This is a genomic window from Myceligenerans pegani, from assembly GCF_014892515.1.
In the GTDB taxonomy this organism is placed as follows: Bacteria; Actinomycetota; Actinomycetes; order Actinomycetales; family Cellulomonadaceae; genus Myceligenerans; species Myceligenerans pegani.
In genome coordinates this window covers 152,202-172,981 of sequence record NZ_JADBGR010000105.1, presented here as the reverse complement: position 1 = coordinate 172,981, position 20,780 = coordinate 152,202, and the positions used below count along the sequence as shown (strand labels likewise).

18 protein-coding genes are annotated in these 20,780 nt (G+C 72.5%); 10 read left to right on the top strand and 8 right to left on the bottom strand.

Going from position 1 to position 20,780, the window contains the following annotated elements; genetic code table 11:
• Positions 1-31: 31 nt before the first annotated feature.
• The 4 genes from IIE03_RS20025 to IIE03_RS20010 are packed head-to-tail and all read right to left on the bottom strand — an operon-like array spanning position 32 to position 2,688.
• Positions 32-835, bottom strand: a complete 804-nt coding sequence (locus IIE03_RS20025) for an ABC transporter permease (RefSeq protein WP_192864525.1) — start codon at positions 833-835, stop codon at positions 32-34.
• A complete protein-coding gene (locus tag IIE03_RS20020) occupies positions 832-1,719 on the bottom strand; it encodes an ABC transporter ATP-binding protein (RefSeq protein ID WP_192864524.1) in 888 nt (295 codons plus the stop codon). The genes IIE03_RS20025 and IIE03_RS20020 overlap by 4 nt, the downstream gene beginning before the upstream one ends.
• Entirely contained in the window at positions 1,716-2,021 is a 306-nt protein-coding gene (locus IIE03_RS20015; protein WP_192864523.1) for a transcriptional regulator, read from the bottom strand. The genes IIE03_RS20020 and IIE03_RS20015 overlap by 4 nt, the downstream gene beginning before the upstream one ends.
• On the bottom strand, positions 2,014-2,688 hold the full coding sequence (locus IIE03_RS20010; RefSeq protein ID WP_192864522.1) for a hypothetical protein: 675 nt from the start codon (positions 2,686-2,688) through the stop codon (positions 2,014-2,016). The genes IIE03_RS20015 and IIE03_RS20010 overlap by 8 nt, the downstream gene beginning before the upstream one ends.
• A gap of 142 nt (positions 2,689-2,830) precedes the next feature.
• On the opposite strand from IIE03_RS20010, the gene IIE03_RS20005 reads away from it, so the two are divergent.
• The 3 genes from IIE03_RS20005 to IIE03_RS19995 are packed head-to-tail and all read left to right on the top strand — an operon-like array spanning position 2,831 to position 7,871.
• Positions 2,831-4,354: a S10 family peptidase gene (locus tag IIE03_RS20005; protein WP_192864521.1), complete on the top strand. Its 1,524-nt coding sequence runs from the start codon at positions 2,831-2,833 to the stop codon at positions 4,352-4,354.
• 48 nt (positions 4,355-4,402) lie between these two features.
• Positions 4,403-5,191: a CPBP family intramembrane glutamic endopeptidase gene (locus IIE03_RS20000; RefSeq protein ID WP_318843089.1), complete on the top strand. Its 789-nt coding sequence runs from the start codon at positions 4,403-4,405 to the stop codon at positions 5,189-5,191.
• A gap of 46 nt (positions 5,192-5,237) precedes the next feature.
• Entirely contained in the window at positions 5,238-7,871 is a 2,634-nt protein-coding gene (locus tag IIE03_RS19995; RefSeq protein WP_192864520.1) for a lysylphosphatidylglycerol synthase transmembrane domain-containing protein, read from the top strand.
• A gap of 104 nt (positions 7,872-7,975) precedes the next feature.
• On the opposite strand, the gene IIE03_RS19990 is transcribed toward IIE03_RS19995, so the two are convergent.
• Positions 7,976-8,257 carry an HU family DNA-binding protein gene (locus IIE03_RS19990; RefSeq protein WP_123816084.1) on the bottom strand — a complete coding sequence of 94 codons (282 nt, stop codon included), beginning with the start codon at positions 8,255-8,257 and terminating at the stop codon, positions 7,976-7,978.
• A 227-nt stretch (positions 8,258-8,484) separates the two neighbouring features.
• Positions 8,485-9,303 carry a copper resistance CopC family protein gene (locus tag IIE03_RS19985; RefSeq protein ID WP_192864519.1) on the bottom strand — a complete coding sequence of 273 codons (819 nt, stop codon included), beginning with the start codon at positions 9,301-9,303 and terminating at the stop codon, positions 8,485-8,487.
• Between the two features lie 229 nt (positions 9,304-9,532).
• Here IIE03_RS19985 and IIE03_RS19980 point away from each other — a divergent pair, with 229 nt between their 5' ends.
• On the top strand, positions 9,533-11,026 hold the full coding sequence (locus IIE03_RS19980; protein WP_192864518.1) for an MFS transporter: 1,494 nt from the start codon (positions 9,533-9,535) through the stop codon (positions 11,024-11,026).
• A 31-nt stretch (positions 11,027-11,057) separates the two neighbouring features.
• Positions 11,058-13,184 carry an NAD(+) synthase gene (locus IIE03_RS19975; protein WP_192864517.1) on the top strand — a complete coding sequence of 709 codons (2,127 nt, stop codon included), beginning with the start codon at positions 11,058-11,060 and terminating at the stop codon, positions 13,182-13,184.
• A 3-nt stretch (positions 13,185-13,187) separates the two neighbouring features.
• Here the strand turns inward: IIE03_RS19975 and IIE03_RS19970 are convergent, their stop codons facing one another.
• Positions 13,188-13,754 (bottom strand): hypothetical protein, encoded by a 567-nt coding sequence (locus tag IIE03_RS19970; RefSeq protein WP_192864516.1) that lies wholly within the window; start codon positions 13,752-13,754, stop codon positions 13,188-13,190.
• Positions 13,755-13,888: 134 nt separating this feature from the next.
• Between IIE03_RS19970 and IIE03_RS19965 the strand changes: the two genes are divergently transcribed.
• The 5 genes from IIE03_RS19965 to IIE03_RS19945 all read left to right on the top strand — a co-directional run bounded on the left by IIE03_RS19965 (position 13,889) and on the right by IIE03_RS19945 (position 18,570).
• Positions 13,889-15,124, top strand: a complete 1,236-nt coding sequence (locus IIE03_RS19965; protein WP_192864515.1) for an amidohydrolase — start codon at positions 13,889-13,891, stop codon at positions 15,122-15,124.
• A gap of 199 nt (positions 15,125-15,323) precedes the next feature.
• Positions 15,324-16,850: a sensor histidine kinase gene (locus IIE03_RS19960; RefSeq protein ID WP_192864514.1), complete on the top strand. Its 1,527-nt coding sequence runs from the start codon at positions 15,324-15,326 to the stop codon at positions 16,848-16,850.
• Positions 16,847-17,518, top strand: coding sequence for a response regulator (locus IIE03_RS19955; protein WP_192864513.1), 672 nt, complete (start codon positions 16,847-16,849; stop codon positions 17,516-17,518). The genes IIE03_RS19960 and IIE03_RS19955 overlap by 4 nt, the downstream gene beginning before the upstream one ends.
• A gap of 168 nt (positions 17,519-17,686) precedes the next feature.
• Complete coding sequence (locus tag IIE03_RS19950; RefSeq protein ID WP_192864512.1) at positions 17,687-17,986, top strand: SHOCT domain-containing protein; 300 nt, start codon at positions 17,687-17,689, stop codon at positions 17,984-17,986.
• A 98-nt stretch (positions 17,987-18,084) separates the two neighbouring features.
• Positions 18,085-18,570, top strand: coding sequence for a hypothetical protein (locus tag IIE03_RS19945; RefSeq protein ID WP_192864511.1), 486 nt, complete (start codon positions 18,085-18,087; stop codon positions 18,568-18,570).
• A gap of 96 nt (positions 18,571-18,666) precedes the next feature.
• Here the strand turns inward: IIE03_RS19945 and IIE03_RS19940 are convergent, their stop codons facing one another.
• Positions 18,667-20,706, bottom strand: a complete 2,040-nt coding sequence (locus IIE03_RS19940; protein WP_192864510.1) for a penicillin-binding transpeptidase domain-containing protein — start codon at positions 20,704-20,706, stop codon at positions 18,667-18,669.
• Positions 20,707-20,780 lie beyond the last annotated feature (74 nt).

Below are 20,780 nucleotides of genomic sequence, written 5' to 3'. Positions count from 1 at the left end.
CGGCCGCCGCACCGGGGGACGTCAGGAACCGTCAGCGGAACCTGCGTCCCTCGTCCCTGCGATACGACCACGCCGCCAGAGCCGCGAACAGGACCGTCCAGCCCACCAGGACGGGCAGCGCCAGGGCGTAGGCGTCGTTGCCCGTGAGGGCCTGAACCAGGAGGTCGCGACCGGCACGGGTCGGGGTCGCCATGGAGATGCCGTCCAGCCAGCCGGGGAAGATCTCGGGCGGCATGAACAGGCCACCGATGAACGCGAGCGGGAACAGGACGACCTGCACCACGGGGAGCGCTGCCTTCGTCGGCAGGGCGTAGCCCACACCGAGTCCGAGCAGGACGAACGGCACCGCCACGGCGAGGATCGCGCCGATACCCGCCACCACCTGCGCAAGCGTCGCGGTGGCCGCGGTGAACAGCACGGCGACGAGGATCAGCGGGATCAGCCCGAAGAGCGCGAAGATCGCGCCGTTGAGCACACGCCCCACCATCTGCGGCCCGGGGCCCGTGGGCAGGGAACGCAGGTACGGGTAGAACGGCAGCTGCCGGTCCTCGGCGACGCCGACGCCGTGGGTGAACAGACTCGCGGAGCAGACCGCGAAGAGCCCGAGCCCGGCCACCGACATCGTGGCCCACTCCGGATTCCCGGCGACCTCTTCCTGCGGCACCACGAAGAACGCCATCGCGAGCGCCGGGAAGACCATGTTGCCGATCACCGCGATGGGAATCCGCACGGTCTCGAGGAACTGGTACTTGAGGTGCAGCCAGGACAGGGTCCAGAAGGGCCGCGGCCGCTGCGCGGCGGATCCGGGCCGCGCCGTCGAGGTCGACGTGGTCATCGCTCCACTCCTTCGGTCGTGAGATCGGCGTTCTCCGCGGCGCCGCCCGTCAGCGCCGTGAACGCCTCCTCCAGCGAGGCGTGCCGGATCTCCAGGCCGGTGAACTCCGCGCCGGAGCGCACCAGGTCGCGCACGAACTCGTCGGAGTCGGAGACGACGTGCTCCTCTCGCACGCCGCCCGGCCCGGCGTACGAGACCCGGCTGGCGCCGACGCGTTCGAGAATCGCCGGCAGGCTGTCGTCGGCGAGGACGCGGCCGTGATCGATGACGACGACGCGCTCCGCGAGGGCCTGGATCTCCTCCAGGTAGTGCGAGGTGAGCAGGATGGTCACCCCGGCCTGGTGGCACGCGCGGATCGTGTCCCACAGGGCGGTGCGGCCCGCGACGTCGAGCCCGGTGGTGGGCTCGTCGAGCAGCACGACCCGGGGGCGCCCGGTCATCGCGAGCGCCACCGCGAGCCGTCGCTTCTGCCCGCCCGACAGCGATCCGGTCTGCCGCCGCGCCAGCTCGGCGATGCCGAACTGCTCCAGCAGTTCCGGGGTCGGCACGGGGTCGGGGTAGTGGCCGGCCACGAAGTCCACGACCTCGGCGACGCGCAGCGTGGCGGGGAGTCCGGTCTCCTGCGGGGTCATGCCGAGGGTGGCGCGCGCCGCCGGGTCGGTGGGGTCCTGGCCGAGCAGTCGGACGGTGCCGGCGTCGGGCCGCCGTAGACCGCTGACCAGTGAGAGCAGCGTGGACTTCCCGGCGCCGTTCGGTCCGAGCAGGCCGACGAGCTCGCCCGGCCCGACGTCCAGCGAGACGTGATCGAGGGCGACGACGTCGCCGAAGGTACGGGTCACGTCGTCGACCGAGACGACGGGCTCGCCGTCGTGGTTCAGGTTCATGCTCCAGTTCCCTTCAGGAGGCCGGCCAGGGCGGTTCGGTACTCGCGAAACGCGGCGCGGCCATGTTCGGTGAGCTTGAGATAGGTCGCCGGGGTGCGTCCCTCGTGGGTCTTGGTGACCTCGACGTACTCCGCGTCCTCGAGCTTGCGGAGGTGGGTGGACAGGTTTCCTGCGGTCATGTCGAGCAGCTTGCGCAGCTTGGGGAACGCGATCTCGTCGCCCGGGCCGAGCGTGGCGAGTGTGGCGACGATCCGAAGACGCGCGGGTGCGTGGATGATGCCGTCGAGATCGTTCTCAGTCATGGCCCACCTGTCGTCGTGCCTGGACGACGGCGGTCACCGCCCCCATGGCGAGAAACCCGCCGCCGCCCAGCAGGGCCATGACCAGATTCGTGCCGGGCAGCCCGACGAGCGTCGCGACGGCCGCCGTGACCAGCATCCACACCCCGAGGGCGTACAGGCCGTTGTCCTGGAAGACCATGCCGCCGCCGAGGTACATGAGCCCCACGATGAGGCAGGCGATGCCGTTGGCGGCGACGGCGATCATCTCGTCCCCGGCACCGGCGCGGATGAGCCCGTTCAGGATCGCCCACATCGTCAGGAAGCCGAGCATCCATCCCCAGCCGTACATCGCCCCGGCCCGTGCCGAGGTGCCGCGCATCCCGGCGGTGCGCCGGATCGAATGCACCATCGTGAAGACCATCGCCGCGACGATGGCCGCGGCGAGCGTCCAGCCTGCCCAGGCAGCGGGCTGTCCACCGTCACGTGACGTGAGCCACATCGCGAGGTAGCCGACCAGCCAGGCGGCGCCCCAGGCGAGGTACAGCAGCCGCGAGTCGGGCTCGAGACCGCTGCGGGTCCGCGCCTGCTGGTCGTCGATCATCCTCAGGCGTGCGGCCGCGTCGAACGCGTCGCCGCCCGGTTCCGCGCCCGACGAGGTGCCCGACGGCGTGCCGTGGTCCGCTGACATGATCTGTGCCCTCCTGAGCCCCAACCGGTTTGCGTCGCAAACCAGTTTGCCCAACCTGGCGCCCTGGCGCAAGGGGCAAACACGTCCCATGGCGCGTGCCGCATGACCGATCGTCGTGGCTGGGTGCGGTACTTTCCCAGGCGTGAGCGACACTCCCTCCCCCGAGTCCACCAGCCATTCCGCACCCGAGACCAAGGGCGCGGACGGACCGCCGTCGAGCAGCGACGCCTCGCCCCGCCGGGCCGAGCCCCGGGACGACCTCGTCACCACCCACCACACGCTGCACACCCCGGACGGCGATCTCACCTACACGGCCACGACCGGCCGGATCGTGCTGCGCGAGGAGGTCACGAAGGACGACAGGTACGACGGCCGCAAGCCCAAGGCCGAGATGTCCCTCACCTACTACACGCTGGACGGCGCGGACGTGACGCGACGCCCGGTGACGTTCGCGTTCAACGGTGGGCCGGGATCGTCGTCGGTGTGGCTCCACCTGGGGCTGCTGGGGCCGCGCCGGGTGGACGCGGGGGACGTCGGGAACCTGACGCCCCCGCCCTACGGGCTCCTCGACAACCACGAGACCTTGCTGCGCGTCAGCGACCTGGTGTTCATCGACCCGGTCTCCACGGGCTACTCCCGCGCGGCCGAGGGCGAGCAGGCCAAGCCGTACCACGGCTTCACGGGCGACCTGGAATCGGTCGGCGAGGTCATCCGCCTGTGGACGTCGCGTCACGACCGGTGGATGAGCCCGAAGTTCCTCATCGGCGAGTCGTACGGCGGTACCCGCGGCGCCTCGCTGGCGGAGTACCTCCAGCGCCGATTCGGCATGTTCCTCAACGGCGTCATGCTGATCGCGCCCGCGCTGAACCTGGAGACGCTCTACCACGCGGACGGCTCCGACCTGCCGAACCCGCTCTTCCTCCCGGTCTACGCCGCCACGGCGCACTATCACGGGCTGCACCCGGGCCGGTCGCTCGACGAGGTGGTGGCCGAAGCCCGCGCCTATGCCGACGAGTACCGCGCCGTGCTCGCCCGCGGCCAGGCACTGGACGAGGACGCCCGTGCGGCGGCGGTCGCGCGCATCGCCGCGATCACCGGCCTGAGCGAGGACTACGTCGACCGCGCCAACCTCCGGCCGGAGCACCTGCGGGCCTACGCGGAGCTGCTGCGGTCCCGGCGTCTCGTGACCGGCCGCCTCGACACGAGGTTCACCGGCCCGGCGGACCACTACGTGCACGAGACGATGCCGAACGACCCCTTCCTCACCGCGTTCCTCGGGCCGTACGCCGCGGCGCTGCACCACTACCTGCGCGGTGAGCTCGAGTACACCCACGACGCGGTGTACGAGGTGATGACCGGCGCGGTCCACCCGTGGTCGTACAAGGAGTTCGAGGGCCGGGCCGTCGACGTGGCCGGCAAGCTCGCCGAGGCCATGATCGTGAACCCGCACCTGAGGGTGCATGTCGCCATGGGCCGGTACGACGGCGGCGTCCCGGTCGAGGCGATCGAGTACAGCCTGGACCAGATGCCCGTCCCGCGGGACGCCCGCGAGCGCATCGAGACCAGGACGTACCCGGCCGGGCACATGATGTACGTGCACCCGGAGGCCCGGATCCGGCAGTCCGCGGATCTGGCGGCGTTCGTCGAGCGGGCGTCCAACCGGTGATCCGCCGCGTCCCAGGGCGCACTCAGCCGATCGGGTAAGGATCTGCGTGTGAGCACTGTGGAGAGCCGACGCCGGATCGGGGCCGAGATATGGATCGTGCTGGGGCTGAGCCTGGGCAAGGCGGCGATCTACGCGATCGTCAACATCACGGCGCGCCTGACCGACGGCACTCCGCTCGCCGAGCAGACGGCGACCCTCAACGCCAGCCAGTCGGAGCGGGCCTGGCTGGACCTGACGTACCAGCTGCTCGGTATCGGGTTCGGCCTGGTCCCGGTCGCGCTGGCGCTCTACCTGCTGAGCGCCCGTGGCCGGGACGCGCTCGCCCGCATCGGGCTGGATCGGGCCCGCCCGGGCCGCGATCTCGTGTGGGGCGTGGGCCTGGCGGCCCTGATCGGGATCCCCGGCCTCGCGTTCTACGGACTCGGGCGCGTGCTGGGCATCACCGTCGAGGTGCAGGCCAGCGCGCTGAACGAGCACTGGTGGACGGTGCCGGTGCTGTTGCTGGCCGCGCTGTACAACGGGCTCCTGGAGGAGATCATCGCGGTCGCCTACCTGTACGAGCGCACGCACGACCTGGGGTGGGGACGCGTCCGGTTCATCGTGGCGAGCTCGCTGCTGCGCGGCTCGTACCACCTGTACCAGGGGATCGGGCCGTTCCTGGGGAACGTCGTGATGGGTGTCGTGTTCTCGTGGTTCTACACGTCCCCCAGGTTCCAGCACGGCGGCCGGCACCGGATCGTCCCGCTCGTCGTCGCGCACACCCTTCTCGACGTGGTCGCGTTCGTCGGCTATGCGCTGGTTCCCGCGGAATGGCGGGCTGCCCTGGGGGCGGCGTAGCCCGGTTGTCCCTCCATCCGGAGGCCACCGCCATAGACTCGCGAGTATGTCCCACGCGACCGAGCGGGCCGATCCCGTGAGTGTGGTCCGCGTCGTGGACACGCCGGAGGTCCGCGTCCGGCACCCGCGTGACCTGCTCGGCCTGGTGGTCAGCGCGCTCGGCGTCGTCCTCGTCCTCGTGATGTCGGTCGCGGCGCACGGCACCACCGAGGGCGTCACCGAGGACGTGCGGAACTTCAACGACCTCGTGGCAGACATCTTGTTCATCCCCGTGGTGGTGCTGCAGGGCGTGGTGGCCATCCTCGGCCCCGTGGCGGTTCTCGCGGAGCTCGGCCTGCGCCGGCTCGGCCGCCAGGTCGTGGAGTCGATCGTGGCCGGCATCAGCGGCCTCGTCATCGGGATCCTGTTCGGTCTCGCCGTGCGCTACCTGGGCAGCGACGACCTGGTCCGCGGCATGTCGGTCTGGGTGCTGGGCGAGGGCTATCAGCTCATCATCCCGACCTACGCCGTGGCGCTCACCGCGCTGCTCACGGTGGCCGGGCCGGCGACCCGCCGCCGGACCGTCCGGTGGTCGTGGAACCTGCTGTTCGCCGCGCTGCTCATCGTCCTCATCACGGGACAGGTGTCGCTGCCCGGGGTGCTCGTCGCGCTGCTCCTCGGGCGGACCGTCGGCCAGGCCGTGCAGTACGTCTCGGGTGTCCGCAGCGAGCGGGCCTACGGACCCGACCTCGTCACGGCGGTCCGGCGTGCGGGGTTCCGGCCCCAGGCCCTGGTCCGCGTGCGCGCGCTGTCGGACGACGCCGAGCGCAGGTCCGACGACGCGCGCCAGCCCGAGGGCACGCGTGAATCCGAGGACGACGGCGGCCCCCTCACGACGGAATCGGTCATGGAGGTGGACGGGACCGGCGGCGCCACCACGCGCGTCCCGGTGAGCGTCCTGAGCGCACCGCGTGGGGACGACGTGCGGTCGGCCCGGCCCGAACCGCCGTCGGACCCCGCCACGCTGGCCCTTGCCAGGACCCGCGACACGCGCGTGTACGCGCTGTTCACCGACGACGGCGTGCGCCGCGACGTCGTCGTGCTCGACGGCGACCGTCAGGTGGTCGGCACGGTGACACGCCTGTGGCGGGCGCTGCGACTGCGCGGGATCGAGGGCCGCGCGGCGATCTCGCTCAAGGCGGTGGCCGAGCGTCACGCACTCCTGTCGTACGCCGCGATGGCCGCCGGGGTGCGCACGCCACGGCTGCACGGCATCGGCGAGGCCGGCGATTCCGTGGCCCTCGTGCTGGAGCATCCCCAGGGGGCGACGCCGCTGGCGGAGGTGCCCGTGGACGACGTCGACGCGGAGGTGCTCGCCGAGGCGTGGGACCAGCTCGGCCGCGCGCACGGCGCCGGCCTGACCCATCGCGCCCTGGCCCCGGACGTACTGCTCGTGCACCGGGACGACGACGGGCACCCGCACGTGTGGCTCACCGGCTGGGAACAGGGCGACATCGCCTCGAGCCCGCTCTCCCGCCGCCTCGACCTGGTGCAGATGCTCGCGCTGCTGTCGGTCAAGGTGGGCGCGCGACGCGCGGTCGCGTCGGCGGTGCGCGCGCTGCCCGACGAGGACATCGCCGCCATCGGTCCCCTCATCCAGTCGATCGCGCTGCCGCGGCCCACCCGCGAGGCACTGCGCGCACAGAAGGGGCTGATCGGTGAGCTGCGGGACGCCATCGTGGAGCACCTCCCCGAGGCGGACATCCAGCCGCAGCGGATCACCCGGTTCGGCGCGCGCACCGTCGTCATGCTCACGCTCACGATCGTGGCCGTGGCGGTGGTGGTCGGCACGATCAGCTTCGAGCAGATCGCCGACGCCGTCCGGGGGGCGAACCCCTGGTGGGTGGCCGTCGCCTACGCGTTCGGGCTCATCACGTGGTTCGGCGCCGCCCTGACGCTCGTGGCGTTCTCCCCCACCCGTGTGTCGCTGTTCCGCGCCACGCTCACGCAGGCCGCCGGCTCCTTCGTGGCGCTGGCGGCCCCGGCCGGGATAGGACCCGCCGCCCTGAACCTGCGGCTGCTGACCCAGCGGGCCGTGCCGATGTCGATGGCGGTCGCGACGGTGGCGCTCGTGCAGGTGTCGCAGTTCGTCGTGACGGTGCTGCTGCTGATCGTGATGTCGGTGTTCACGGGGGAGGGCGTGCTGGTCGAGCTGCCCTCGGCGTCGGTCCTCATCGCCCTGGGCGCCGTGGCCGCGGCGGTGGTGGCGGTGCTGCTCGTGCCCCGCGTCCGGCGGTGGGCGCTGGAGTTCGTCCGGCCACGCATCCGGCAGGTGTGGCCGCGTCTCGCCTCCATGCTGTCGCACCCCGGAAGGCTGGCCGTGGGCGTCGCCGGGAACCTCGTGATGACGCTGGGCTACGCGCTGACGTTCGACGCCTGCCTGCGCGCCCTCGGGGAGTCGCTGCCGCTCGTCGACGTCGCGCTGGTGTACCTGGTCGGCAACGCGCTCGGGGCGCTCCTGCCCACGCCGGGCGGCCTCGGCGGCGTCGAGGGCGCGATGACGGCCGGACTCGCCGCGGCGGGGCTCTCGCCGGCGCTGGCCGTGTCGGGTGCGCTGCTGTACCGGGTGGTCACCTACTGGGGGCGGATCCCGCTGGGCTGGGTCGCGATGCGGTACCTGGAGCGCAAGGGAGACCTGTAACCGTCGGACGGGGTCCGGACAGACCGGAGGCCCGGCACCCTCGAGGTGTGCCGGGCCTCCTTGTGCCGATCAGCTCAGCGGTCGCTGAGCGGGTCAGCGTCGCGTCACTTCGCGACAGCCTTCTTCAGGAGCGAGCCCGCGCTGATCTTCACACCGAAGTTGGCGGGGATCTGGATCTCCTCGCCCGTCCGCGGGTTGCGGCCGGTCCGGGCAGCGCGCTCGACACGCTCGGCCGAGAACAGGCCCGTCACCTTGACGGCCTCGCCCTTGCCGAGCGACTCGATCAGCACCTCCTGGAAGGCGTCGAGCGCCTTGTCAGCGTCAGCCTTCGTGAGGCCGGACTTGGACGCGATGGCCGAGACGAGCTCGGTCTTGTTGAGCGACATGCGGTTCCCTTCTTCGGACACGAGTCGGCCGTCACGCCGACGTCGATGTCCGATCATGCCAGCAGATCGGCAGAAAATCGCGAAGAACCGCATTTCTGCCGCGAGTCGTCACGTGACGAAGACCTCACCAACGCTTCACTGACGGGCCCACGGCCCGGACATGAAACTCCGAACAGGCGTTCGTGACGCTCTCCCGGAGCGGTCCGGCCGACGCCGCCGGGTGCAGGTCAGTCGCCGCCGCCCGAACCGCCGTCGCCTCCCGAGCCGCTGTCGCCGCCGGCGGAGGAGGACTTCCCGTCACCGTCCGAGCTGCCGTCCGCAGAGCCGCCACCTGCAGAATCGCCGCCGCGGCCGCGCTTGCGCGTCATCGCGTCGTTCTCCATCCTGCGCCACCTCACCACGAGCACGACGACGACCACGGCGAGGCCACCGAAGACCGCGAGCGCCGCGACCCCGCTCGGGATGCCGGCCGGGGTGCCGGGCGCGACCGCCGCGTCGTCAGCTGCTCCCGCCGGCTGTTCGGCGTCCTCCGCCGGCTCGGTTCCGCCGGCCGCGCCCTCGGAGGGTTCCTCCTGGGCCGGTTCTTCCGTGGGTTCCCCCGACGGCCCCGGCGCATCGACGGTGAAGGAGAACGCCCCCTCCAGCGGGTGCCCGTCCCCGGACACGATGTGCCAGGCCACGTCGTACTCGCCGCCGGGCAGTGTGGACGGCGTCGAGGCCGTGAGCACGACTCCGTCCACGGTGAGGTCGTGGAGGGCGACGGGGGTGCCGTCCTCCCCGGTGAGAACCACCTCGGCACCGGTCGCCAAGGGCTCACCGGAGAACGTCAGCGCGATGGCCTCGGGCATGGCGTCGAGCTCGTCACCGTCGGCGGGGTCGCTCGACAGCAGCTGATCGTGCGCGGACGCGGGCGGCGACGCGATCAGGAAGATCCCGGCGACGCTCAGGCACGCAACGCACGCCGCGACGAGCAGGACGGCGATCCGGACGCCTGCGCGCGGGCCGGTGGCGGCGCGCGAGTCGGCCGGGGTGACAACTTCAGGCATGTTCCGCACCCTACTCCGGGACCCGGACACTTCCACAGCCTTTGCGGCCGTGCGCTTCGCCACGTCCCCGCACGTGCCGGACGCGGCCGTCGGCCCCGGCACGGCGGTTCGAACCCCGCGCGGCCGTTCATCGCCACGTACCCGGCCGCATCGGCTTGCCGGCGAGCGCCCGGCGATGTCGGTGTCTGCGTCTACGGTGTGTCGAGAACAACGCAGCGAGAGCGAGCAGATGACCGACCTGGCCCCAGCAGCAGCAGCAGTACCACCCCACGGCCGCCGCAACACGGCCGTCCTCGTCGTGAGCAACCTGCTGGGCGGGATCGGCGTCGCCTCCGGGGCCGCGGTCGGGGCGCTGCTGGCCGAGCAGCTGGGCGGTACCTCCATGGGCGGTCTGGCCCAGGCGGCGAGCGTTCTCGGCGCCGCGGTGGCCGCCGTCCCGCTCGCCGGAACCGCCGCCCGGCGCGGCCGGAGGTTCGCCCTGACCTGGGGATACGGTCTCGCGACAATCGGCGGGGTGCTCATCGTCGTGGCCGCGGTGCTGCATCTGGCGCTGCTCTTCCTGGCCGCGATGGCGCTGTACGGCGTGGCCAACGCCGCCAACCTGCAGTCCCGGTACGCCGCCGCGGACAACGCGAGCACGGCGACCCGGGCGCGGACCATGGCGATCGTCGTCTGGGCGACAACGGTCGGGTCGGTGGCCGGCCCGAACCTCGCCGCGCCGGGAGCGGTGCTGGGCCGGGCTTCCGGCGTGCCCGAGCTGTCCGGGCCGTACCTCTTCGCCATCGCCGGGTACGTGCTGGCCGGGCTCGTCGTCGGGATGCTCTACCGGGATCCGGGGCCACCGCCGGGCACCACCGGCCCGACAGCCGCCGACTCGTCGGCAACGGCCACGACGGCGGACAGGCCGGCCGCGGACAAGACAACCGCGGGCGCGAACCCCACGAGCGCGCCGGCTGCCGGTGCGAGGGCCTCCGCGGCGACCACGACCACCGGCACGCCACCACCCGTGGCGTCGACGGCGCCGGACAAGACCGCTCCGGGCGGTCCTCCCGCCACCGCGCTCCGCGCACTCGCCTGGGCGTGGGGTCACGGCCGCCCCCGGTTCGCGGTGGTGACGATGGCGGTCGCCCATGCCGTGATGATCATGGTGATGGTGATGACGCCGCTGCACATGCAGCACGGCGGGATGTCGCTGGAACTCGTCGGGATCGTGATCAGCCTGCACGTGCTGGGCATGTTCGCGCTCAGCCCGGTGTTCGGCTGGCTCGCGGACCGTTGGGGCGCCGTGCGGACCGCCGTCGTCGGCCTGGTGGTGCAGGCGGTGTCCGTGGTGATGGGGTTCGTCGCCGCGGTCATGGCCGACGGCGCCGCTGCCGACCACTCGACCGCCGCCGGCCACGCGGCCGCGGGGCCGGACCCGGCAGCGAGCGTCGTGACCGCGTTCGCCCTCGTACTGCTGGGGCTCGGCTGGTCGGCCTCCGTCATCGCGACGTCGGCCATGCTGGCGAGCGTCGGCGAGGCACGTGTCAGGGTCCCGCTCCAGGGCGCCTGCGACGCCCTGATGAACTACGCGGGTGCGGGCGCCGCCGCGCTGGCCGGACCGGTCCTGGCGCTCGGCGGGTTCCAGGCCGTCAACATCGCGGGAGCGATCCTGCTGCTCCCGGCCGTTGTCGCGCTGATCGCCCGAAGCCGTGTCCGAAGCAACGCGCCGGCGGTCCGCTGACCGTCGATCCGACGAACCTAGACTCGGAGGCGTGGACTTCTACAACGCGTACGCCCAGGGCTTCGCCCGCGTCGCGGCGTGCACCGTCCCGGTCACGCCCGCCGACCCGGCCGCGAACGCCGCGGCGGTCCTGGAGCAGGCTCGCGCCTGCCACGACGAGGGCGTGGCGGTCGCCGTCTTCCCGGAGCTGTGCCTGTCCGGCTACGCGATCGACGACCTGCTCCTGCAGGACTCCCTCCTCGACGGCGTGCTGGATGCCCTGCGCCACCTCCTCACCGAGGGGGCGGGGCTGGCTCCGGTGCTCGTCGTCGGCGCACCGCTGCGGCATGGGAACCGGCTGCTGAACTGCGCCGTCGTCCTGCATCGCGGGCGCATTCTCGGCGTTGCGCCGAAGTCCTTCCTGCCGAACTACCGCGAGTTCTACGAGAAGCGGCACTTCGCCTCCGGCGCCGGCATCGAGCACGCCACGACGCGCCTCCTCGGTGAGGAGGTACCCCTCGGCACCGATCTCATCTTCCGCGCCGACGACGTGCCCGGGCTCGCGGTCCACGTCGAGGTCTGCGAGGACCTGTGGGTCCCGGTGCCGCCGTCGGCCCGCGCCGCCCTCGCCGGGGCGACCGTGCTGCTCAACCTCAGTGCCAGCCCGATCACCGTGGCGCGCGCCGAGGACCGTCGGCTCCTGGTGCGCAGCGCGAGCTCGCGCTGCAGCGCCGCCTACGCCTACACGGCGGCCGGCCAGGGGGAGTCGACGACTGACCTGTCCTGGGACGGCCAGACGATGGTCTACGAGTGCGGTGACCTGCTCGGCGAGACGGAACGTTTCCCGGACGGTGCGCGCCGCACGGTCGTCGACGTCGACCTCGACCGCATCCGCCAGGAGCGGCAGCGGCAGGGCAGCTTCGACGACAACGCCAGATCGCTCGGCATCACGTACGACGGCGGTCGTGGCGCGGCGGGAGCGGGCGGCGCGGCAGGCTGGGCGACCACGGCGCGGAGCGCCGCGTCGTCGGACATCTTCCGCGAGATCACGTTCACGGCCGCGCCGCCGTCGGGCGACATCGGCCTGCGGCGCGCCGTCGACCGCTTCCCGTTCGTGCCCGACGACGCCGATCGGCTCGCGCAGGACTGCTACGAGGCGTACAACATCCAGGTCAGCGGGCTGGAGCGGCGGCTGACGGCGATCGGCTCGCCCAAGGTGATCATCGGGGTGTCCGGGGGCCTCGACTCCACGCACGCGCTGGTCGTGGCCGCGAAGGCGATGGACCGGCTCGGCCGTCCCCGCGGCGACATCCACGCCTTCACGCTGCCGGGCTTCGCCACGTCGCCGGAGACGAAGGAGCGCGCCACCCGGCTGTCCCGGGCGCTGGGCGTGACCTTCGAGGAGATCGACATCAAGCCCGCCGCCGAGCAGCTGCTCAAGGACCTCGACCACCCGTACTCGGCCGGTGCGCGGCAGTACGACGTCACCTTCGAGAACGTGCAGGCCGGCCTGCGCACCGACTACCTGTTCCGGCTGGCGAACCACCGCGGCGGCATCGTGCTCGGCACGGGCGACCTGTCGGAGCTGGCGCTCGGCTGGGCGACGTACGGTGTGGGCGACCAGATGTCGCACTACGCGGTCAACACCGGTGTGCCGAAGACGCTGATCCAGCACCTGATCCGCTGGGCGATCGACACGGAGCAGCTCGGGGAGGCGGGCTCGGGGACGAACGCGGTGCTCGCCGAGATCCTCGACCAGGAGATCACGCCGGAACTCATCCCGGCCCACGAGGGCGAGGCACCGCAGTCCACGGAGGCGTCGGTGGGGCCGTACGCGCTGCAGGACTTCTCCCTGTTCTGGACCCTGCGCTACGGGATGCGGCCGAGCCGGATCGCGTTCCTCGCCTGGCACGCGTGGCGTGACCCGGACGGCGGAGCCTGGCCGCCGGGCTACCGCGACGCCGACCGGACGGCGTACGACCTGGCGACGATCCGGCGCTGGCTGGAGGTCTTCCTGCGCCGGTTCTTCGCGAACCAGTTCAAGCGGTCCGCGATCCCGAACGGGCCGAAGGTCCTGGCCGGCGGCACCCTCTCGCCGCGCGGCGACTGGCGGATGCCGTCGGACGCCCGGGCGACGACGTGGCTGGCCGAGCTGGAACAGAACGTTCCGGCGGGGTGACGTCTACGCCTGCGCCGGTTCCGTCTGCTTCTTGAAGGTGCGGTAGAAGGGGTATGCGAACGCCAGCGTCCACACCAGGAAGAACACCGCGAGGACGACGTTCCCGACGGGCGTGTAACCGGCCTTCTCCTCGGCGTCGGTCACGGCCATGACGGTGCCGGCCGGGTCGGACGGGTCGTAGGCCACCTCGAACGAACCCTCGTAGGGCGCGGGCGCCGGGGCCCAGTTCTCCTGGTACGCGGTTTCCGGCGCGCCCTCGGGATCGTTGAGGGTGAGCTGCTGCGACCCGTCGGGGAGGGCGACCGTCGCCCGCACCTCCGGGTCCATGACCTCGCGCCGGTCCATGCCGTCGCGGAGCCTCTCCCGCACCTCGGCGCGGCCCTCCGCACCGGTCGCGGTGGCGCGGGCGCCATCGGACAGCAGGTCCTCCGCGGCACCCGCCTGGCCCAGCGCGGCGGGGATGAGCGCGAGCGACGCCACGGTCAGCACCGCCCCGATCGTGAACAGCAACCGGATGATGCGCGTTCCCCAGGTGTCGCCCAGGAACCTGCCGAGGGTTCGGGATGCCACGTCGAGTCTCCTTCACGTTGAACGTCCGCCCGGAGCCTACTGCGTCTTCCGAACTCACAGGGTGAAATCCGGCCCCGGGATCACGGCGGGAATTCCTTGCGGACCACGGCCCTGGCCACGCCATGATGTTGCCCATGACAACTCGCTCCAGCGTCGCCATCACCGGCGCCTACGTCGTCCCCGTCGCCTCGGCCCCCGTCGAGAACGGCACCGTCCTGATCGAGAACGGCGCGATCACCGCCGTCGGCCGGGACGTCACGATCCCCGAGGGCACGCCCGTCGTCGACGGGTCGGGCAAGTGGCTCCTCCCCGGCTTCGTCGAGGCCCACGGCCACATCGGCACCCACGAGGAGGGTGAGGGCTGGGCCGGGAACGACACGAACGAGATGACCGACCCGGACGGGTCCGCGCTCCGCGCGCTCGACGCGGTGAACATCGAGGACGACGGCTTCCGCGACGCCCTCGCCGGCGGCGTGACCAGCGCGGTCCTGAAACCGGGCTCGGGCAACCCGATCGGCGGCCAGACCGTCGCGATCAAGACCTGGGGCGGCCGCGTCATCGACGAGCAGGTGATCAGCGACTCCGTGTCCGTGAAGTCGGCACTCGGCGAGAACCCCAAGCGCGTCTACGGCGACCAGAACAAGCTGCCGTCCACCCGTCTCGGCACCGCACACGTGATCCGCAAGGCGTTCGTCGACGCGCAGAACTACGTGGCGAAGCGGGACGCCGCCGAGGCCAAGGGCGAACCGTTCGAGCGCGACCTCGGCAAGGAGACTCTCGCGCGCGTGCTCGCGGGTGAGCTCGCCTGGGACCAGCACACCCACCGCGCGGACGACATCGCCACCGCCATCCGGCTGTCGGAGGAGTTCGGCTACCGCCTCGTGGTCAACCACGGTACGGAGGGACACCTGATCGCGGACGTCCTCGCCGAGAAGGACATCCCCGTCATCTACGGCCCGATGTTCGTGTCCCGCTCCAAGGTCGAGGTGCGCCGGCGCGCCAACGTGAACATCGCGAAGATGGCCGCCGCCGGCGTGCGCGTCGCGATCACCACGGACCACCCCGTCATTCCCATCGACTTCCTGGTGCACCAGGCCTCGTTCGCCGCCCGCGACGGCCTCCCGCGCGAGACCGCGCTCGCGGCGATCACCACCAACCCGGCGTCGTTCCTCGGGCTCGACGACCGGGTCGGCGCCATCGCGCCGGGTCTCGACGGCGACGTCGTCCTGTGGTCCGGCGACCCGTTCGATTCCGTGCAGCGCGCCGAGCGTGTCTTCATCACGGGCACGGAGGTCTACCGCTGGGACTACGAGGCCGACGGCGGCCGGGGCGCCCGCCAGGTCACGGAACGCACGACCCGCTTCGCCTGACGCGCGGCAGCGGTCGGTCCGTCGTCGAGCAGTCGGTCCGTTGTCCGTGCGGTCGGTCCCTTGAGGTGCCGACCGCAACGACATCGGGCCGACCACTCGACAACTGGCCGACCGCACGCCGGCCCGCCCTCCGCGGTGCCGGGCCGGATGGCACTCCAGGGTGACGCGGTCGGCGGCGCGTCCGGCTAGCGTGGCGAGCATGTCGCTCGAGGGGGGCCGCCCGCTTCCGGCCACCGCGGACCGCGGGCCGCTGGAACGGCGGCGCGCGCGGATCTTCGTCGCGGTCGCCGTCGTCGGCGTGACCGCCCTCGGGAGCCTGGGAGCCGGGTTCGGCCAGCCCGACGCCCGCCCGTTCGACGTCGGCGCACTGGCCCTGCTCCTCGCCACGCCCCTCGCGATCGTCTTCCTCCTGCCCCGGCGCCCCGCTACCGCGGCGGCCTCCTCGATCGGCGTCACCGGTGCCTATCTCCTCGCGGGCTATCCCTGGGGGCCGGCGATCGCCGCGCCGGTGGTCCTGCTGGCCGCGATCATCCTGTGCGGTCCGGCCCGCCGCGGGCGGCTGATCGCCTGGGCGGGTTCCGCGTTGCTTCTCGGCACGATCGTCACGGTCGCGACGCTCAGCCCGCCCGTCTTCCGGGGTGCGTCGTGGGACGGGCCACCGGGGCGCTCCGGCATGTGGGGTCCCCACGGCGGCCCGGGCGAGGGCGGGCCCCTGGAGCCCGTCGTGGGCCTCTCGTCGGCCGGCCTCGTCGCGGGCACCGCCTGGCTCGTCGTCGCCCTCCTGGTGGCAGGCGCGATCCGGGACCGCGTCGCTCGGCGGGCCGCCGCCCGGGCAGCGGCCCGGGCGAGCGCCGCCGAGCGCGAGCGCACCGCCGTCACGGCCGAGCGGCTGCGCATCGCCCGCGAACTGCACGACGTCCTCGCCCACTCCCTGTCCGGCATCAACGTGCAGGCCGGTGTCGGCCTGCACCTGCTCGACCGCGACCCCGGCCAGGCCCGCACGGCCCTCACCTCGATCCGCGACACGAGCCGCGACGCCCTCGCCGAGGTCCGCACGGTCCTCGGGATCGTCCGCATGGAGGCGGGCGACGTGCCGGTGGTCGCGGACGCCGACCGCACCCGACCGCCCGGGAACCCCGGACCGCCGTCGTCCGCGGACATGGCCGCCGCGCCACTCGCCCCGACCTGGGACCTGTCAGGGCTGGAACGGCTGGCCGCACAGACCCGTGCGGAAGGGCTCTCGGTGACGCTCGAGGTCGACGCACCGGGACTGCCGGACCGCATCGCCGGCGCGGTGCACCGCGTGGTGCAGGAGGCCCTGACCAACATCCGGCGGCACGCCGCGGGCGCCAGCCGGGTCGCCGTATCGGTGCGACGGAGCGGCACGTCGTGCCTCGTCGCCGTGTCCGACGACGGCCGCGGCGCACCCGGCACCGGCGGTGGGGGATACGGGCTGCGGGGAATGCGGGAACGGGTCGAGGCGCTCGGCGGCACGCTGGAGGCCGGGCCGGACGACGTCGGCTGGCTCGTACGAGCCTCGTTCCCCCTGCCGGACGCCGCTCCCGGGCACGACGCCGCGCCGGACCACGACGCGGCACTGGACCACGACGCCACATCGGACCACGATGCCGCATCCGGCCGCGACACCGATCCCGCACCCGATCGCGACATCGGCCCAGCGCCCGGCCGCGACACGACCCACCAGCACCGAGGAGACCCCGCATGATCGACGTCCTGCTCGCCGACGACCAGGCCCTGGTCCGCGGCGGGTTCCGCGCCCTCGTGGATTCCGAGCCGGACATGCGTGTCGTGGCCGAGGCCGCGACCGGCGACGACGCCGTCTCCCTGGCGCTGAAGCACCTGCCCGACGTCGTCCTCATGGACATCCGGATGCCCGGCGCGGACGGCCTGGCGGCGACCCGCCGGATCGCCGCGGACCCACGCGCGGCGGGCGTGCACGTGGTCGTCGTGACGACGTTCGAGCTCGACGAGTACGTCACCGAGGCCATCCGTGCGGGCGCCACGGGCTTCCTCGTGAAGGACACCGAGCCGGCCGACCTCGTACGGGCGGTGCGGGTGGCGGCGTCGGGCGAGGCGCTCCTGTCACCCAGCGTGACGCGCCGACTCCTCGCCCGGGTCGCCGGGGCCGCGCGGGACGTGCCGGCGCCGCCCGGCCTGGACGAGCTGACGCCGCGGGAGCGCGAGGTGCTCGTGGAGGTCGCGGGCGGGCTGGCCAACGACGAGATCGCCCGCAAGCTCTACCTGTCGGAGTCCACGGTGAAGACCCATGTGTCACGGGTGCTCACGAAGCTCGCCGCGCGCGACCGCGCCCAGCTCGTCGTCGTCGCGTACGAGTCGGGCCTCGTCCGGCCCGGCTGGGACGGGGAGCTCTGACCGGTACGGACGGGGTAGCCGCGACGGTACGTGGGGCCGACGACGGCCGGGTGCCTCCGGAGAAGACTGGCGATGTGGCCGGAGATCCGGCCGCCGGCGCGGACCGCGCCGACGTCCGCGGCCCGATCTCGGGCCGCGCACCGGAGTCGCACACTGGAGGAGCCCGATATGAACACCCTCGCGCAGGTCGCTGCGCACATGCCGTACGACGGCTGGGGCGGTGGCCCCGGCTGGTTCATCATCTTCCCGATCCTGTGGTTCCTGCTCGTCGTGGCGATCGTCGTGCTCATCGCACGGTCGGCCCGGCGCGGGTTCCGGCAGGGCCCGCCGTGGGCGCGGCAGGCCGGGACGGACCCGGTCGCGATCCTCGGCGAGCGCTACGCCCGCGGCGAGATCGACGAGTCCGAGTACCGCAGCCGCCTCGCCGTTCTCCGCAGCGCGGCGGACCCGGGCGGCGGCAGGAGCTGAACACACCCTCACCATGGCGGGTTTATGCCATACAGATGGCATAAACCCGCCATATCACAGGTTTGGAAACGTTACGCGGACCGACAAAGATCCTTCACATGCGTACCCCCATCACCGCTGCCGCCGTCGCAGGCGTACTCCTGCTGAGCGGCTGTTCCGTGGCCGGCGCCCAGGCCGGCGAGTCCACGAGCACACCCGAGGCGACCCCCTCCGGGGACAGCCGGATCGATCTGACGGCGCCGGACACGCAGGTCGGACTCAGCCAGGTCTATGACGTCATCGGAGCTTGTGACGCCTTCTTCGGCGGGCGCTCCCCGCTCGCCGGCAAGGTGCGGTCGCTCGCACCCGTGATCGCCCGGCCGCTCGACCCGTCCACCACCCAGGGACAGGTCTCCAAGATGAGCAACCAGATCTCGTCGCTGGTCGGCCTCTCGCCGAAGAAGCTCACCACGCACCTCGAGCGCATCCGCGCACCGTTCGACCAGGCCAAGCAGGGCAGCCCCGCCCGGCCGCAGGACGTGGTGACCGGCATCGAGTCGTTCAAGGCCACCTGCGCCCAGGAAGGCTGGATCAAGACGGCCTGACAGACCGGGCGGCTCGGGCCGGCCGGGCCGGTCGGGCCGAGCCGGACCAGATCGGCGTTCCCGGCCGGCCCGACCGCGTCAGCTTCCCGTCAGGCGTCAGCTTCCCGTCAGGAAGGCGCGCATGATCGGGCCGGCCGTGGTGGACCCGAAGTCCCCGTCCTCGACGAACACGGCCACGCCGATGTCGCCCTTGATCGCGACCATCCAGACGTTCGTCCTGCCGTCGTTGCCCTCGGCGCTGCCGGTCTTCGCGCCGACCACCCCCGAGACGCCCGCGAGAGCCTCCCTCGCCGACCCCTCCTGGACCACACCGCCCATGAGCTCGCGGAGCGTGGCGGCCTCGTTCTCCCGCAGCGTGCTCGACGGCACCTCGGCGCCCTCGGTCTCGTCGCTGACCACGAGCATCGGGCTCACGGTGTGACCGGCCGCGACGCTCGCGGCGACCGTCGCCATGGCGAGCGGCGACGCGAGGACGCGCGCCTGCCCGATGAACGACGCCGCGTGGTCGGCCTCGCTGATGTCGTCGGCGGGGACCTCGCCCAGGTAGCCGGCTGCCCCGAGACGGGACGCCTCCAGCCCGAGGCCGAGCGACGCGGCGGCGTCGTGCAGGTCCTGCTGCGACACCAGCTCGTGCTGGCCCACCATCGCGGTGTTGCACGAGTGGGCGAACGCGGTGCGGAAGGGCACGTCGCCGAGCGCGCTCGCCGGGTAGCCGTCGACGTTGTCGAACTCCTTGCCCACCACGATCTGCTCGGGGCACGAAACGGTGCTGTCCGGTGTGAGCCCGTTGCGGAGCATGCCCAGGGCGGAGGCGATCTTGAACGTGGACCCCGGCGGGTACTGCCCGAGCATCGCCGTGTTGTACCCCTGGCTCCCCTCGCCGGAGGCCGCCGCCAGGACACCGCCGGTCGTGGCGTCGACCGCCACGATCGCACTCGGTGAGTCCTCGCCGGCCTCGGCGAGCACCTGCTCGGCGTGCTGCTGCATCGCCACGTCGAGGGTCAGCTCGAGCGGCTCGCCGTCCTTCCCCTCGTTCGCCCACAGCTCGCGCGGCTCGTCGTCGCTGTCCGCCTTCGCGGCGGTGACGTGGATTCCCGGGGTGCCGGCGAGCTGCTCGTCGTAGACGGCCTGAAGCCCGGAGACGCCCACGATGTCGCCCGCCTCGACGCGTCCTTCGGACTCCTCGATGATCTCCGCGGTGGCCTCGCCGGTCGTACCGAGGATCGGGCGCGCGAACTCGGCGGTCGGTGCGAGCGCGCGCGTGCCCGGGATGAGCAGCACGCCCGGGGTCTCCTCGAGAGCCTGCCGGTCGTAGTCCGGGTCGCTCACCCGGATGACGATCGCCTGCACGAACGCCTTGTCGCCGGAGGACTCGGTGCGCGCCACGAGGTCGGCTCGCGCCTCGTCGCCGAAGTCGAGCAGGTCGGCCAGGGTCTGCGCGGTCGCGGTCCACTCGGAGGCGGCGACCCGTGACTTGTCCACGCCCACCGTCAGGACGTCGCGCTCCGTCACGATGGTCTCGCCGCCCGCACCGACGATGTCGGCGCGCCGCGGCTCGATCCGTTCGACCGCCAGCCGCTCACCGGACTCCAGCTCGGGTGCGAGGATCGCGGGGGTCCACGCCGCCCGCCACTCGCCGGGCTCCCGCCCGTCGGGGCCCGAGTAGGTGAACTCGACGTCCGTGGTGTACTCCCAGACGTCGTCCTCGGAGAACGGCCAGGACCAGGCATAGGTGGCAGTGAACGAGGCCGTGCCGTCGTCGGCCTCCTCGACCGGCGTCGTCTCCGCCAGCGAGACCTGGTACTCGTCGACGGACTCGACGAGGCCTGCGAAGACGGCCTCGTACTGCTCCTCCGGAACCACCGAGGTCTCGGTCGTCACCGGGAAATCGGCCAGATCGCCCGACCCGAGGGCGGTGCCGAGTTCCTCGGCGACGGGCTCGTGCGGCGGGATCGGCGGTTCGCGCAGCAGGAACCAGCCCAGCGCGGCGCCTGCCACGGCCACTGCCACGACGGCCACGATGCCGAGCACGGCTCCCGTGCGGCGACGTCTCGGAGCGCCGGCGGCAGGGGGTACGGCGGCGGGCGGAACCTGCTCGGTCTGCGGCGGGAAGTTCGGTCCGGGTTCGGGCTGCACCCCTGCGAGGCTAACGGAGCCCCTCGCTCAGGTCATGCACTATTGCCGCAGATTCCCGGGTGAAACCGTGTGGC

Coding starts and splice junctions, on each gene's coding strand:
- IIE03_RS19950 (WP_192864512.1), top strand. CDS start 17,687: ATGAACACCCTCGCGCAGGTCGCTGCGCACATGCCGTACGACGGCTGG.
- IIE03_RS19995 (WP_192864520.1), top strand. CDS start 5,238: ATGTCCCACGCGACCGAGCGGGCCGATCCCGTGAGTGTGGTCCGCGTC.
- IIE03_RS19960 (WP_192864514.1), top strand. CDS start 15,324: ATGTCGCTCGAGGGGGGCCGCCCGCTTCCGGCCACCGCGGACCGCGGG.
- IIE03_RS20025 (WP_192864525.1), bottom strand. CDS start 835: ATGACCACGTCGACCTCGACGGCGCGGCCCGGATCCGCCGCGCAGCGG.
- IIE03_RS19965 (WP_192864515.1), top strand. CDS start 13,889: ATGACAACTCGCTCCAGCGTCGCCATCACCGGCGCCTACGTCGTCCCC.
- IIE03_RS20010 (WP_192864522.1), bottom strand. CDS start 2,688: ATGTCAGCGGACCACGGCACGCCGTCGGGCACCTCGTCGGGCGCGGAA.
- IIE03_RS19955 (WP_192864513.1), top strand. CDS start 16,847: ATGATCGACGTCCTGCTCGCCGACGACCAGGCCCTGGTCCGCGGCGGG.
- IIE03_RS19990 (WP_123816084.1), bottom strand. CDS start 8,257: ATGTCGCTCAACAAGACCGAGCTCGTCTCGGCCATCGCGTCCAAGTCC.
- IIE03_RS19985 (WP_192864519.1), bottom strand. CDS start 9,303: ATGCCTGAAGTTGTCACCCCGGCCGACTCGCGCGCCGCCACCGGCCCG.
- IIE03_RS19945 (WP_192864511.1), top strand. CDS start 18,085: ATGCGTACCCCCATCACCGCTGCCGCCGTCGCAGGCGTACTCCTGCTG.
- IIE03_RS20015 (WP_192864523.1), bottom strand. CDS start 2,021: ATGACTGAGAACGATCTCGACGGCATCATCCACGCACCCGCGCGTCTT.
- IIE03_RS20020 (WP_192864524.1), bottom strand. CDS start 1,719: ATGAACCTGAACCACGACGGCGAGCCCGTCGTCTCGGTCGACGACGTG.
- IIE03_RS19980 (WP_192864518.1), top strand. CDS start 9,533: ATGACCGACCTGGCCCCAGCAGCAGCAGCAGTACCACCCCACGGCCGC.